Origin of the sequence: Serinicoccus kebangsaanensis (genome assembly GCF_008919445.1) — a bacterium.
Classification (GTDB): domain Bacteria; phylum Actinomycetota; class Actinomycetes; order Actinomycetales; family Dermatophilaceae; genus Ornithinicoccus; species Ornithinicoccus kebangsaanensis.
Map to the genome: position 1 here is coordinate 37,513 of NZ_VSLG01000015.1, position 13,854 is coordinate 51,366.

A 13,854-nucleotide genomic window follows, 5' to 3' on the forward strand; every position below is an offset into this window, starting at 1 on the left:
GGGGCGATCAGGACGCGGAGGTGAAGGTCAGCGCCACGTTGACGCCGCCGAAGCCGAAGGCGTTGTTGACCGCCGCCACCTGCCCGTCGGGCAGGGTGCGCGGCTCCCCGGTCACCACGTCGAGGTCGATCTCCGGGTCCTGCTCGTCCAGGTTGATGGTCGGGGGCACCTGCCGGTGGTGCAGGGTCAGGACGGTGAGCACCGCCTCCAGCGCTCCGGCCGCGCCGAGCAGGTGCCCGGTCATCGACTTGGTGGCGGTCACCGCGATGTCGCCGGTATGCCCGCCGAAGGCCCGGTGGATCGCCCGCGTCTCGGCCACGTCGCCGACCGGGGTCGACGTGGCGTGCGCGTTGATGTGGGCGATGTCGTCGGTGCCGAGGCCGGCGTCCGCCACGGCCTCCTCCATGGCGCGGGCGGCCCCGGCTCCCTCGGGCTCGCCGGCCGTGATGTGGTACGCGTCCGAGGACATCCCCACGCCGTCGAGGTAGGCGTAGATCCGGGCGCCGCGGGCCACGGCGTGCTCCTCGGCCTCGAGCACCATGACGCCCGAACCTTCGCCCATGACGAAGCCGTCCCGGTTGACGTCGTAGGGCCGGGAGGCGGCCTGCGGGTCGTCGTTGCGGTCCGACAGGGCGGTCATCGCGGCGAACGCGGCGATGCAGACCGGGTGGATGGCCGCCTCGGTGCCCCCGGCGACCATCATGTCCGCGCGGCCGGTGCGGATCATGTTCAGCGCCAGGCCCATCCCCTCGGCGCCGGAGGCGCAGGCGCTCACCGGGCAGTGGGCACCGGCGCGGGCGCTAAGGTCGAGGGAGACCGCCGCCGCGGGGCCGTTGGGCATGAGCATCGGCACGGTGAGGGGGAAGACCCGGCGCGGGCCCTTCTCCTTCAGGACGTCCCACTGGCTCAGCAGCGTGTGCACGCCACCGATGCCCGAACCGATCGCCACACCGAGCCGCTCCGGCGCCACCTCGGGCGCGCCCGCGTCGGCCCACGCCTCCCGGGCGGCGATGAGCGCATACTGCCCGGACGGGTCGTTCCGCCGCACCTCGACCTTGGCCAGCACCTCGAGCGGGTCGGTGTGGATCGACCCGGCGAAGGTCACCGGCAGCTCGTGCTCGGCGACCCAGTCCTGGGTCAGCGTGTCGATCCCCGAGCGCCCAGCCAGGATCGCCTCCCACGTCTGCGGTGCGGTGCCGCCCACCGGGGTGGTGGCACCGAGTCCGGTGACGACGACGCGGCGCGAGGTCTGGGTGGTGTCGGTCATGGGCGGCAGCCTCCTGGTGGCAGTCGGGTGGTGGTGGCGGCTTCCTCGAGGGTATGCCGCCGGCTGGGCCGACCCGGCGCGCCGCGGGGGGCGCCGGGTCGGACGGATCAGCCCTGGTTGTTCGCGATGTAGGACACCGCGTCCTTGACGTGCGTGAGGTTCTTGACCTCGTCGTCCGGGATGCGCACGCCGAACTTGTCCTCGGCGTTGACGACGATCGTCATCATGGACAGGGAGTCGATGTCGAGGTCCTCGGTGAAGGACTTGTCCATCTGGACCTCCTCGGCCTCCAGCCCCGTCTCCTCGTTGACGATCTCGGCCAGACCCTCGAGGATCTCCTGCTCACTGCGTGCCATGTGTCTTCTCCTTGTGTCGGTGGCGATCCTGACCCGGAATCCTGCTCACCCGCCGGGCCACGGGAGTCAGTGTGCACCGATCAGGGCATCTCCACGACCTGGGCCGCGTAGACCAGACCGGCCCCGAAGCCGATCTGCAGCGCCAGGGCGCCGTGCTGCGCCTCGCCCTCGTCCAGCATCCGGCTCATCGCGAGCGGGATGGAGGCGGCCGAGGTGTTGCCCGTCTCGGCGATGTCGCGGGCCACCGGCACGTGCGCGGGCAGCTCCAGCGCCTTCACCATGGCGTCGGTGATCCGCATGTTGGCCTGGTGCGGGACGAAGGCGCCCAGGTCGGAGGGGGTGATGCCGGCGGCCTCGACCGCCTGCAGCGCCACCGGGGCCATCGAGAAGACGGCCCAGCGGAAGACCGTCTGGCCCTGCATGACGAAGGCCGGCCACGCGATCCCCGCCTCGCGACCCGCGGCCTCCATGTCCGGCCGCAGGTCGGTCCAGGACTCGCGCTGGGTGATGGCGTCGGCGCGCTCCCCGAGGCTGCCCCACACGGTGGGTCCGATGCCGGGACGGTCGGACACGCCCACGACCGCCGCGCCCGCGCCGTCGCCGAAGATGAAGGCGGACCCGCGGTCGTGCTTGTCGGTGAAGTCGGAGAGCTTCTCCACGCCGACCACGAGGACCGTGTCGGCCGACCCCGCGCGCACCATGTCGTTCGCGAGGCTGATCGCGTAGCAGTAGCCCGCGCAGGCGGCCGACAGGTCCATGGCGGCAGGGTCCTCGATCCCCAGCCGGTCGGCCAGGATCGGGGCGGCGGCGGGTGTCTGCAGCGGGTGGGTGACGGTGGCCATGAGGATGGCGTCGACCTGCCCCGGCTCCAGCCCCGCGCGCTCCAGGGCCTGCAGGGACGCGGCCTCAGCCATGTCGACGACGCTCTCGTCCTCCCGGGCGATCCGGCGGGTGACGATCCCGGAGCGCTGCCGGATCCACTCGTCGCTGGAGTCGATGAACTGCAGCACCTCCTCGTTGGTCACCACCCGTTCGGGTCGGTAGCCGCCGAGCCCGAGGATCCGGGCGTGGCGCAGCGTGGTCGGGGCCGACAGGGTGGGGCTGGTGCTCACGGTCGGGACCTCCTGGGGGGCGGGGAGTGGGTGGGTCGGTGGTGCGTCTCAGGCGGTGCCGTGCTCACGCACCATGCGGGCCGCGGCCTCGAGGTCGTCCGGCGTCTTGAGCGCGAGCGTCTCGACGCCGCGCAGGCCTCTCTTGGCCAGACCGACGAGGGTTCCGGCGGGCGGGAGCTCGATCAGGCCGGTCACGCCCATGGCGGTGAACGCCTCCATCGTCAGGTCCCACCGGACCGGTCCGGCGACCTGGGCGATGAGGCGGCGCAGCACCTCGCCGCCGTCGGCGACCACCTGGCCGTCGGCGTTGGACAGCAAGGGGATGCGCGGGTCGTGCGGTCCCAACGTCTCGGCGTGGCGGGTGAGGCGGTCCGCGGCGGGCTGCATGTGGGTCGTGTGGAAGGCGCCGGCCACGGGCAGGGGCACCACCCGGGCACGGTGCGGCGGGTCCTGCTCCAGCGCGGACAGCTGCTCGGTGGTGCCGGCGGCGACGACCTGGCCGGCGCCGTTCATGTTGGCGGCGGTCAGGCCGTGCCGCTCCAGGGTCTCGGCGACCTCGGTGGGATCGCCGCCGAGGACGGCGGCCATGCCGGTCGGGGTGAGGGCCGCGGCCTCGGCCATGCCGAGTCCGCGCTCGCGGACGAAGCTCATCGCGTCGTCGGCGTCGAGCACCCCGGCGATCGCGGCCGCGGTGATCTCGCCGACCGAGTGACCGGCGGTGGCCGACACGTGCCGGGGGAGTGCCTCACCCTCCAGCACCAGGGGAAGCGTGGCCAGGCCGGCGCCGACGATGAGCGGCTGGGCCACGGCGGTGTCCTTGATGGTCGCCGCGTCCGAGGTCGTGCCGTGCGTCACCAGGTCCAGCGAGGCGGCGGCCGCGAGGGCGTCGATGCGGCTGCGCACGCCCTGGTCCTCGAGCCAGGGGGCGAGAAATCCGGGTGTCTGGGAGCCCTGTCCGGGCGCGACGATGACAAGCACCCCCCTACTGTGCCGGTGAGACCCTCCAGATCGCGACACCAAGACGCACCAGGATCCGCGGCCTTCTTTGGAGGAACCCTCCAACCCGCAGACCGGACAGGCCTTCGGGGACGTGCCTCGACCCCCGCAGGGCCTGTCCGGTCGGGCTCAGCGGGTGCCGCGCCACAGCCGGGGCCCGCCGCCCATCCGGCCGAGCGCCAGCGCCACCTGGAGCACCCAGGCGTCCCGGGCGGTGTGCGGGTCGAGACCGACGAGCTCCTCCACCCGGCGCAGGCGGTAGCGCACGGTGTTGGGGTGCAGGAAGAGCAGCCGGGCGCTCGCCTCCAGCACCATCCCCTGGTCGAGGTAGGCCTGCACCGTGTCCAGCAGCGCGGACGGGTGGTCCCGCAGCGGGGCGTAGACCCGGTCCACCAGCATGCGCCGCGCCGGCCCCTCGCCCAGCAGGGCACGCTCGGGGAGCAGCTCGTCGGCGGCCACCGGACGCGGGGCCGCACCCCACGCCGGGGCCGCGTCCACGCCGGACAGGGCCGCCCGGGCGCTCCGCCCGGCCGCGAAGAGGTGGGGCACCCGTGGCCCGACGACGACAGGCCCCTCGCCGAAGGCTCCCACCAGCCGCTCCGCGTCCTCGACCGGCCGGGTCGACCCCCCGAGGACGCACACGATGCGCCGGTCGTGCGCGGCGGTGAGGCACCGGCGTCCCAGCACCCCGGCGGCGGCGCGCAGCTCCTCGACCACCGGGGTGGGGTCACCCTGCGGCAGCACCCCGGCGACGACCGCGACGTCGGTGACTCCCTCCCAGCCGAGCTCGGCCGCCCGGGACGCCATCGCGTCGTTGGCCTCCCCACGGACCACGGCGTGGACCACGAGGGTCTCCAGCCGGGTGTCCCAGCCGCCGCGGTGGTCGGCCGAGCGGGCATACACCCCCGCGGCCGCGAAGGCGAGGTCGCGGGAGTAGCGCAGCACCGCCTCCCGGAGCGCCTGGGTCTCGTCCGCCGCCACCAGCTCGGGCACGGCCTCCTCGACCGTGACGATCGCGGTGCGCGTCAGGTCCAGGGTCTGGGCGAGGGTGATCGTGCCCGCCAGGCTGGGCGGTGCGGCCGCGAAGATCTGCCCGGGCGGGCCGGCCCGGGACCCGTCGGCATACCACCCCAGGAGCGATCCGATCCCGGCCTGGGCCACCAGCGCCACCCAGGAGCGGTCGGCGGCGCCGAGCTCCCGGAACCACTGGTGCTCCGCCTCCATCCGCCGCGTCGCCCGGGTCGCGAGCTCTCCCGCACGACGGGTCAGGCTCTCGCGCGGCGCCGGGGAGGAGGTGGGCTGCGGCACTCCGCGAGCCTAACCCCGCGGCGAGCCGGTCGATGGGTGAGGATCGGGGGTATGCCGACCCACGCACCTCTCGTCCTCGGTCACCGCGGCGCCAGCGGTCACCTCCCGGAGCACACCCTCGCCGCCTACGAGCTCGCGGCCCGCCAGGGTGCCGACTACCTGGAGCTCGACCTCGTCGCCACGCAGGACGGCGTGCTCGTCGCCCGGCACGAGAACAACATCTGGGGCACGACCGACGTGGCCGACCGCCCGGAGCTGGCCACCCGCCGGCGGACGTCGACGGTCGACGGCAGGCAGGTGGACGGCGTCTTCACCGAGGACCTCACCCTCGAGGAGCTGCAGTCGCTGCTGGCGCGGGAGCGCCTCCCCGCGCTGCGCGACACCCGCCACGACGACACCTGGAGGGTGCCGACCTTCGCCGAGATCATCGACCTCCGGGCCTCGCTGAGCGCCGAGCTGGGGCGCGAGATCGGGCTCTACGTCGAGCTCAAGCACCCCACCCACTTCGCCTCGGTCGGCCTGCCGCTGGAGGAGCGGATGCTGGCCGACCTGGACGCGGCCGGCCTCGCCTCCGGCGACGGGGCGGACGCGGTCTACGTGCAGTGCTTCGAGCCGGGCAGCCTGCGGCGGATCCGCACCGAGCTCGGCTCACCGTTGCGGCAGGTGCTCCTGGCGACCGCCTTCGACGACGTCCCCTACGACCTCGTCGCGGCGGGGGAGCGGCGCACCTACGCCGAGCTCATGTCGCCGGTCGGCCTGCACGAGCTGGAGGGCGTGATCGACGGCGTCGGCCCCAGCAAGACCATGGTGCTGCCGTGGGACGCGGACGCGTCGCTGGGCGCGCCGACCTCGCTGGTCGACGACGCGCACGACGCCGGGCTGGTGGTGCACGCGTGGACCTTCCGCGCGGAGAACCGGTTCCTCCCCGCGCCGTGGCGCAGCGACAACCCCGGCGACCCGCAGGACGCCGCCCACGGCGACCTCGCGGCCGAGGTGCGGGCGCATCTGGACGCCGGGGTGGACGGCATCTTCACCGACCACCCCGACCTGGTGGTCCAGGCGCTGCGCGGCGGGCAGGCCGCCGGCGGCTGAGCGCCGGTGGCTCAGGCGTCGCCGCCCGCCGTGCCGGACGTGCCGGCGGTGACGTCGAGCAGGCGGTACTTCTCGGCCGCGTCCCGAGGCACCTGCGGGTCCAGCTCGCCCCGGTCGGCCAGCATCTGCAGCGCCTTGACCGCCATCGACGGGCCGTCGATGTGGAAGAAGCGCCGCGCCGCCGCGCGGGTGTCGGCGAAGCCGAAGCCGTCGGCCCCGAGGGCGTAGTAGTCCTCCGGCACCCAGGGGGCGATCTGGTCCTGCACGGCGCGCATGTAGTCGCTCGTCGCCACGATCGGGCCGGTCCCCTCGGACAGCCGTCGGGTGACGTAGGGCACCCGACGCTCCTGCTCCGGGTGCAGGAAGGCGTCGTCGTCGCACGCCATCGCCTCGCGGCGCAGCTCGGACCACGAGGTGACCGACCACACGTCGGAGCTGACGCCCCAGTCCTCGCGCAGCAGCTCGGCCGCCTCCAGCGCCCACGGCACCCCGACGCCCGAGCCGAGCAGCCGCACGTGCTTGCCCTCCTGCGGCTCCTCCGCGGCGATCCGGTGCATACCCGCGAGGATGCCCTCGACGTCGACGTCCTCGGGCTGCGCCGGCTGGACCATCGGCTCGTTGTAGACGGTGAGGTAGTAGATGATCTCCTCGGGGTTCTCGCCGTACATCCGCTCCAGCGCGTCCGGGAGGATGTGTGCCAGCTCGTAGGCGTAGGCCGGGTCGTAGGCGACGACCGCGGGGTTGGTCGAGGCCAGCAGCGGCGAGTGGCCGTCCGCGTGCTGCAGACCCTCCCCGGTGAGCGTCGTGCGACCGGCCGTCGCGCCGATCATGAAGCCCTTGGCCAGCTGGTCGGCCGCGGCCCAGATGCCGTCACCGGTGCGCTGGAAGCCGAACATCGAGTAGAAGATGTAGAACGGCACCATCGGCACCTGCTGGGTGTCGTAAGAGGTCCCGGCGGCGCTGAACGCCGCCACCGATCCCGCCTCGTTGATGCCGACGTGAAGGATCTGGCCCTGCTCGGACTCCTTGTAGGCCAGCATCAGGTCGGCGTCCACGGACGTGTAGTTCTGCCCGTGCACGTTGTAGATCTTGGCGGTGGGGAAGAAGCTGTCCATCCCGAAGGTGCGGGCCTCGTCCGGGATGATCGGCACGATGTGCTTGCCGAACTCCTTGTCCCTCATCCACTCCTTGAAGATGCGGACCAGCGCCATCGTGGTCGCGACCTCCTGCTTGCCCGACCCCTTCTTCGCGACGTCGTAGGTCTTCTCGGCGGGCAGCGGCAGCCGCGCGTCGGAGGGCTGGCGCCTGGGCAGGTAGCCACCGAGGGTCTCCCGGCGCTGGTGGAGGTATCTGATCGCCTCGTCGTCCTGGCCCGGGTGGTAGTACGGCGGCTTGTAGGGGTCGGCCTCGAGCTGCTCGTCGGTGATCGGGATCTGCAGGCCGTCCCGGAACGCCTTGAGGTCGTCCAGGCTGAGCTTCTTCATCTGGTGGGTGGCGTTGCGGCCCGCGAAGCGGGTGCCGAGGGAGTAGCCCTTGATCGTGTGCGCCAGGATCACCGTCGGCTGACCGGTGTGGTCCATCGCCGCCTGGTAGGCGGCGAAGACCTTGCGGTAGTCGTGGCCGCCGCGCTTGAGCTTCCACCAGATGTCCTCGTCGCTCCAGTCCTTGACCAGCTCCTTGGTGCGGGGGTCCCGCCCGAAGAAGTGGTCCCGGATCCAGGCGCCGTCGTTGGCGCGGAAGGTCTGGAAGTCGCCGTCCGGCGTGGTGTTCATGAGGTTGACGAGCGCGCCGGAGGTGTCGTTCTCGATGAGGCTGTCCCAGCCACGGCCCCAGAGGACCTTGATGACGTTCCACCCGGCACCGCGGAAGAAGCTCTCCAGCTCCTGGACGATCTTGCCGTTGCCGCGCACCGGGCCGTCGAGCCGCTGCAGGTTGCAGTTCACCACGAAGGTGAGGTTGTCGAGCTCGTCGTTGGCGGCGACCTGGAGCAGCCCACGCGACTCGGGCTCGTCCATCTCGCCGTCGCCGAGGAAGGCCCACACGTGCTGCTGGCTGGTGTCCTTCAGCCCGCGGTTGTGGAGGTACTTGTTGAACGACGCCTGGTAGATCGCGTTCATCGGGCCCAGCCCCATGGACACGGTGGGGAACTGCCAGAAGTCCGGCATGGAGCGGGGGTGCGGGTAGGACGGGACGGTCTTGACGTCGTCCCGCAGCCCCTTGCTCTTCTCCTGCCGGAAGCCGTCGAGGTCGGCCTCGGTGAGCCGACCCTCGAGGAAGGCCCGGGCGTAGATCCCCGGCGAGGCGTGACCCTGGAAGAAGACCTGGTCGCCGCCGCCCTCGTGGTCCCGGCCGCGCCAGAAGTGGTTGAAGCCGACCTCCGTGAGGGTGGCCTGCGAGGCATACGTCGAGATGTGTCCGCCCACCGAGATGTCGGGGTGCTGCGCGCGGTGCACCATCACCGCGGCGTTCCACCGCATCCAGGCGCGGTAGCGGCGCTCGACGTCCTCGTCGCCGGGGAAGTCCGCCTCCTGCTCCGGCGTGATCGTGTTGATGTAGTCGGTGGTCACCAGCGAGGGGATGCCGACCTGGGAGTCACGTGCCCGTTCCAGCATCCTGAGCATGAGGTAACGGGCCCGCTGCCGACCGCCGCTGTCGATGGCGGCGTCCAACGAGTCCAGCCACTCCTGCGTCTCCTCGGGGTCCGTGTCCGGGACCTGGGTCGGGAGACCGTTCAGGATGGGGCCGGTGGAGCGCTCCTCGGTCATCAGGTGTGATCCTTCCTCCAGGGGGTGACCCGCTCAGTCTGTCACGCCCGGTGACGTAGCGTCCGCCGCGGCCGGTCGGGGGTGCCTTTACCTCGCGGGGCGGCTTCTGCTTGTCTAGTCACACCATGGACGGGCAGAACAGGACGGAGCAGCAGCCGGGTGCGGACGACGAGGGAACCGACCCGCTGGTCGGACCGATGCGCAAGCTCGGGCTGCGCGAGGGGCAGATCGTCGTCGAGTACGGCGACGACGAGGACGTCGAGCCCGGTGTCCGGCCCGCGACCGAGACCGTGGTCGGCAGCCCTGTCGAGCCCGACGGCTACGACGGCGTCGTGGACGTGGTGCTCCTCTGGTGGCGCGACGGCGAGGGCGACCTGGCCGACGAGCTGATGGACACCCTCACCACGCTCGAGGAGGGTGGCTGCGTCGTGCTGCTCACCCCCGGGGCCGGCCGTGAGGACCGCGTGCCGGCCGCGGACGTGCAGGACGCCTGCACCACGTGCTCGATGATCGCCTCCGGCGCCGTGAACCTCGGCGGCTGGATCGGGCAGCGCCTGGTGGGGCGGAAGTGAGCGCGACCCTGGCGACCTGCCCGCAGGTGGGGGAGCGGGCACCCGACCTGACGCTGACCGACCAGGCCGGCGACCGGCATACCCTCTCCCGGGCGGTGGCCGACCGGCACGCGCTGCTCGTCTTCTACCCCTTCGCCTTCTCCTCCATCTGCACCGGTGAGCTGCTGGAGATCCAGCTCAACATCGACGAGTTCGTCAACGACCGGGTCCAGGTCTACGGCGTCTCCTGCGACCCGGTCCACGCCATCCGCGCCTGGGCGGCGCGCGAGGGCTACCGCTTCCCGCTGCTGTCCGACTTCTGGCCGCACGGGGAGGCCGCCCGGGCCTACGGCGTCTTCGACGAGGACTCCGGTATGTCTGTGCGCGGCACCTTCCTCGTCGACCCCTCGATGACCGTGCGCTGGAACCTCGTCCACCCGGCCGGGGAGGCGCGGGAGATCGGCGCGCTGCACCAGGCGGTCCGCGACCTGTAACAATGGCGCGCACACACCCGTGTGAGGGGCCTGTAGCTCAGTTGGTAGAGCGCCGCGTTTACACCGCGTAGGTCGTCGGTTCGAGCCCGGCCGGGCCCACGTGAAAGGCAGCACAGCCGAGGTCGGCGTCCCCCTGGCCGACGTGATCGCCTCCCTGGAGGAGCTCTACCCTCCCGGCACCGCCCAGTCGTGGGACCGCGTGGGCCTGGTCACCGGTGACCCGGAGCAGAGCGTGCGCCGCGTGCTCGTCGCGGTCGACCCGACGCTCGAGGTCGTCGCCGAGGCGGTGCGCACGGGTGCCGACCTCATCGTCACCCACCACCCGCTGCTGCTGCGTGGTGTCCACTCCGTGGCCACCACCAGCGCCAAGGGCGCCACCGTCACCGAGCTCGTGGTCAACGACATCGCGCTCTACTGCGCGCACACCAACGCCGACGTGGCCGACCCCGGGGTGGGCCAGGCGCTGGCCGCCGCCTGCGGGCTCGCGGCGACCGAGCCGCTCACCGTGACCGAGGAGCAGGAGCTGGGCCGGGTCGGCGAGCTGGCCGAGCCGGTCACGCTGCGTGCCTTCGCCTCCCGGCTGGCCGCGGCTCTCCCGCCGACCGCGGGGGGTGTGCGGGTGAGCGGAGACCCGGAGGGGCAGGTCCGCCGCGTCGCCGTCCTCGGGGGAGCGGGCGACGGGGAGTTCGGGGCCGTCCGGCGCTCCGGCGCGGACGTCTACGTGACCGCGGACCTGCGCCACCACCCCGCGCTGGAGGCCCGGGAGGAGGCGTATGCCGCCGCCCGCGCCGGGCGGCCGGCGACGCCCTACCTCGTCGACGCCGGGCACTACGCGAGCGAGTGGCTCTGGCTGCCAGGGTTGCGCGAGCTCCTGCGCAGCAGGCTCGACGTCGACGTGGACATCTCGACGGTGTCCACCGACCCCTGGGACTTCGTCGTCGGCGCCACGAGCACGTCGGACGAGCCCTCCGTTGCCTCCCCCGCCCACCCGTCCGAAGGAGACCGAACGTGAAGGCCACCCCCGAGATGCAGGCCCGGCTGCTGGAGCTGCAGGACCTGGACACCCGGATCGCCCAGCTCGAGCACCGGCTCGCGAGCCTGCCCGAGCAGGTCGACATCAGCCGGATGGAGGGCGAGGAGCCCGGCCTCCAGGCGGACGTGGTGCGCACCGGCACCGAGGTGAGCGACCTCGAGCGGGAGGTCGCGAAGGCCGAGGCGGCGGTGCAGCAGGTCCGTGACCGGGCCGCGCGGGACCAGCAGCGGCTGGAGGCCGGCACCGGGAGCGCCAAGGACCTGCAGGGGCTGCAGCACGAGCTGGAGTCGCTCGCGCGGCGGCAGACGGTGCTGGAGGACGAGGAGCTCGAGGTGATGGAGCGGGTCGAGCAGGCCCAGGAGGCCGAGCGGGCCGCGACCGCCGCCCGGGACGAGCACGCCTCCCGGCTGGGTGAGCTGCGGTCCGTGCGCGACGAGAAGTCCGCCGCCATCGGCAGCGAGCGGGACGACGTGGCCGCCGGGCGCGAGGCGATCGTCGCCGACCTGTCCGCCGAGCTGCTCGCGCTCTACGAGCGGCTCCGGACCCAGCTGGGCTCGGGCGCGGCACAGCTGCAGCAGCGCCGGTGCGGCGGGTGCCGCCTGGAGCTCAACGCGGTCGACCTCGGACGGATCAGGGCGGCCGCCGAGGACGAGGTGGTCCGCTGCGAGGAGTGCGGGCGGATCCTGGTCCGCACGGCGGAGTCCGGCCTGTGACGCCGCGCGCCCTGGTCGTCGAGGCCGACGGCGGGTCGCGCGGGAACCCCGGGGTCGCGGGCTACGGCGCCCTCGTCCGGGACGCCAGGACCGGGGAGCTGCTCGCCGAGCGTGCGGCCCCCCTGGGCAAGGCGTCCAACAACGTCGCGGAGTACACCGGGCTGATCGAAGGGCTGCGCGCGGTGCTCGAGCTCGACCTGGCCACCGACGCCTCCGTGGAGGTCAGGATGGACTCCAAGCTGGTCGTCGAGCAGATGGCCGGCCGGTGGAAGATCAAGCACGAGGACATGCGCCGGCTGGCGCTGGACGCGCGCCGGCTGGTGCAGGACATCCAGAGCCGGGGCGGAGCGGTCGACTTCACCTGGATCCCCCGCGGCGAGAACGCGGCCGCGGACGCGCTCTCCAACGACGGCATGGACGGGCATACCGTCCGCCGCGACCACACCGGCGCACCGGGAGTGGCCGGGTCGACGGATGACGCTGCGGAGGACGCCCGGACCGAGGCCTACATCTCGGACGAGACCGTGCCGGTCCTGGAGGGGCCCACCCGCCTCGTCCTGGTCCGGCACGGCGTCACGGACTTCACCGTGCAGCACCGGATGGACGGTCGGGGTGGGGCCGACCCGAGCCTCAACGACGACGGAGTCCGCCAGGCGGAGGCGGCGGCCGGTGCGGTGCGGGCGCTGCTGTCCCGCTCGGACGGCGGGACCCCCCGGGTGGTGTCCTCCTCGCTGAGCCGCGCGCGGCAGACGGGCGAGGCCGTCGCCGCGGCGCTCGGCGTGCGGCGTGAGGAGGACCGCGACTGGGACGAGCAGTCCTTCGGCGACTGGGACGGGCGGGCGATGCCGGCCCTCGCCGCCCGGGAGCCGGACGACGTGGCGCGGCTGCGCAGCGACCTCGACTTCGCCCGGCCCGGGGGTGAGTCGCGCCGGGAGCTGGACGAGCGCGTGGCTCAGGCCCTGGACCGGGCGCTCGAGCCTGGTGGCACGGTCGTGGTGGCGACCCACCGGGTGGCGATCATGTCGGTGCTGTGCCGGGTGCTCGGGGTCGACCACGAGCGCGGCTGGAGCATCGCCACCGGCCCGGCCTCGCTCACCGCGGTCGAGTTCTGGCCCGACGGCGGGGTGCAGGTGGCCTTCGTCAACGACACCCAGCACCTGCACGACCTGCGCCGGACCGATCCCTAGGCTGGCCGCCGTGGAGGTCTTCCCCGAGGGTCTGGAGCCCATGAGCCGCAGCCGGGCGACGCCGGAGGAGGCCTACGCCGCGAACCGGGACAACTGGGACGGCCGGGCCCAGGTGCACGCCGCCAGCGCGACCTACGACCTCGACGGCCTGGTCTCCGACCCCACCCGGGTGAGCGCCGTCGTGCGCCGGGACCTCGAGATCCTGGCGCCGCACCTGCCCGACGCCGACCGTCGGCAGGGCAGCGACGGCATACCCCGGCTGGACGGGCTCGACCTGTGCCACCTGCAGTGCCACATCGGGACCGACACCCTCGGCCTGGCGCGCCGCGGCGCGCGATGCACCGGCGTCGACCTCTCGCCCCGGTCGCTCCGGATCGCCCGTGACCTCGCCGCCCGCGCCGGGCAGGAGATCAGGTATGTCGAGGCCAACGTGCTGGACGCCGCGGCGGCGGTCGGCACGCAGTTCGACCTCGTGCACACCTCCATCGGGACCATCTGCTGGCTCCAGGACCTGGCGGGGTGGGGCAGACAGGTCGCCGGGCTGCTGCGCCCGGGTGGGACGTTCTTCTTCCGCGACAGCCATCCGATGTCGAACCTCATGCTGGACACGGACCCGTCGGTGATGACCCCGGCCTACGGCTACTTCCCGCTCCCCCCGGGTGAGGTCTTCACCCACGACGACGGCGTGACCTACACCGACGGGGACACCTCGCCCATCACGCAGCCGCGCAACTACGAGTGGTCCCACCCGGTCTCGGAGACCCTCATGGCCCTGGTCGACGCCGGTCTGCAGCTCGTGGAGGTCGGTGAGCACCAGGACCTGCCGTGGCCGCAGCACCCGTCGATGACGGTGGAGGGCGAGGCCTGGGTGCTGCCGGAGCCGTGGCGCAGCCAGGTGCCGGTGGCGCTCAGCGTGGTGGCCCGCAGGCCCCCGCTCCGACCGACCACGGGATAGCACAAGCTTCATCGGGATGTATGCC

General features: G+C 73.0%; 13 protein-coding genes and 1 tRNA gene. 8 read left to right on the forward strand and 6 right to left on the reverse strand.

Features of this window, described 5'->3' with window-relative positions; genetic code table 11:
• Window positions 1–7 precede the first annotated feature (7 nt).
• The 5 genes from fabF to FXF60_RS14010 all read right to left on the reverse strand — a co-directional run bounded on the left by fabF (window position 8) and on the right by FXF60_RS14010 (window position 5,039).
• Complete coding sequence (gene fabF / locus FXF60_RS13990) at window positions 8–1,267, reverse strand: beta-ketoacyl-ACP synthase II (protein ID WP_151526592.1); 1,260 nt, start codon at window positions 1,265–1,267, stop codon at window positions 8–10.
• Between the two features lie 107 nt (window positions 1,268–1,374).
• Entirely contained in the window at window positions 1,375–1,623 is a 249-nt protein-coding gene (locus tag FXF60_RS13995) for an acyl carrier protein (RefSeq protein ID WP_022925579.1), read from the reverse strand.
• Between the two features lie 80 nt (window positions 1,624–1,703).
• The gene (locus tag FXF60_RS14000; RefSeq protein ID WP_151526593.1) at window positions 1,704–2,735 is read right to left on the reverse strand and encodes a beta-ketoacyl-ACP synthase III; all 1,032 of its coding nucleotides are present in this window, start codon (window positions 2,733–2,735) and stop codon (window positions 1,704–1,706) included.
• 48 nt (window positions 2,736–2,783) lie between these two features.
• Complete coding sequence (locus tag FXF60_RS14005) at window positions 2,784–3,713, reverse strand: ACP S-malonyltransferase (RefSeq protein WP_151526594.1); 930 nt, start codon at window positions 3,711–3,713, stop codon at window positions 2,784–2,786.
• A 147-nt stretch (window positions 3,714–3,860) separates the two neighbouring features.
• On the reverse strand, window positions 3,861–5,039 hold the full coding sequence (locus tag FXF60_RS14010) for a PucR family transcriptional regulator (protein ID WP_238335868.1): 1,179 nt from the start codon (window positions 5,037–5,039) through the stop codon (window positions 3,861–3,863).
• 51 nt (window positions 5,040–5,090) lie between these two features.
• Here FXF60_RS14010 and FXF60_RS14015 point away from each other — a divergent pair, with 51 nt between their 5' ends.
• Entirely contained in the window at window positions 5,091–6,131 is a 1,041-nt protein-coding gene (locus FXF60_RS14015) for a glycerophosphodiester phosphodiesterase family protein (RefSeq protein WP_151526595.1), read from the forward strand.
• Between the two features lie 11 nt (window positions 6,132–6,142).
• Here FXF60_RS14015 and aceE read toward each other — a convergent pair whose 3' ends face one another.
• A complete protein-coding gene (gene aceE, locus FXF60_RS14020) occupies window positions 6,143–8,896 on the reverse strand; it encodes a pyruvate dehydrogenase (acetyl-transferring), homodimeric type (protein ID WP_151526596.1) in 2,754 nt (917 codons plus the stop codon).
• 125 nt (window positions 8,897–9,021) lie between these two features.
• Between aceE and FXF60_RS14025 the strand changes: the two genes are divergently transcribed.
• From FXF60_RS14025 to FXF60_RS14055, 7 genes are all read left to right on the forward strand, one after another.
• The gene (locus FXF60_RS14025) at window positions 9,022–9,468 is read left to right on the forward strand and encodes a DUF3052 family protein (RefSeq protein ID WP_238335869.1); all 447 of its coding nucleotides are present in this window, start codon (window positions 9,022–9,024) and stop codon (window positions 9,466–9,468) included.
• Window positions 9,465–9,941, forward strand: coding sequence for a peroxiredoxin (locus FXF60_RS14030; protein WP_238335870.1), 477 nt, complete (start codon window positions 9,465–9,467; stop codon window positions 9,939–9,941). Before FXF60_RS14025 ends, FXF60_RS14030 begins: the two co-directional genes overlap by 4 nt.
• Before the next feature lie 26 nt (window positions 9,942–9,967).
• Window positions 9,968–10,040: transfer RNA gene (locus tag FXF60_RS14035), tRNA-Val, on the forward strand.
• A gap of 1 nt (window position 10,041) precedes the next feature.
• Window positions 10,042–10,953 (forward strand): Nif3-like dinuclear metal center hexameric protein, encoded by a 912-nt coding sequence (locus tag FXF60_RS14040; protein ID WP_151526597.1) that lies wholly within the window; start codon window positions 10,042–10,044, stop codon window positions 10,951–10,953.
• Complete coding sequence (locus tag FXF60_RS14045; protein ID WP_151526598.1) at window positions 10,950–11,687, forward strand: zinc ribbon domain-containing protein; 738 nt, start codon at window positions 10,950–10,952, stop codon at window positions 11,685–11,687. The genes FXF60_RS14040 and FXF60_RS14045 overlap by 4 nt, the downstream gene beginning before the upstream one ends.
• Window positions 11,684–12,874: a bifunctional RNase H/acid phosphatase gene (locus FXF60_RS14050; RefSeq protein WP_192796755.1), complete on the forward strand. Its 1,191-nt coding sequence runs from the start codon at window positions 11,684–11,686 to the stop codon at window positions 12,872–12,874. Before FXF60_RS14045 ends, FXF60_RS14050 begins: the two co-directional genes overlap by 4 nt.
• A 10-nt stretch (window positions 12,875–12,884) precedes the next feature.
• Window positions 12,885–13,829, forward strand: a complete 945-nt coding sequence (locus FXF60_RS14055; RefSeq protein ID WP_238335871.1) for a class I SAM-dependent methyltransferase — start codon at window positions 12,885–12,887, stop codon at window positions 13,827–13,829.
• Window positions 13,830–13,854: the final 25 nt, after the last annotated feature.

Coding starts and splice junctions, on each gene's coding strand:
- FXF60_RS14015 (WP_151526595.1), top strand. CDS start 5,091: ATGCCGACCCACGCACCTCTCGTCCTCGGTCACCGCGGCGCCAGCGGT.
- aceE (WP_151526596.1), bottom strand. CDS start 8,896: ATGACCGAGGAGCGCTCCACCGGCCCCATCCTGAACGGTCTCCCGACC.
- fabF (WP_151526592.1), bottom strand. CDS start 1,267: ATGACCGACACCACCCAGACCTCGCGCCGCGTCGTCGTCACCGGACTC.
- FXF60_RS13995 (WP_022925579.1), bottom strand. CDS start 1,623: ATGGCACGCAGTGAGCAGGAGATCCTCGAGGGTCTGGCCGAGATCGTC.
- FXF60_RS14025 (WP_238335869.1), top strand. CDS start 9,022: ATGGACGGGCAGAACAGGACGGAGCAGCAGCCGGGTGCGGACGACGAG.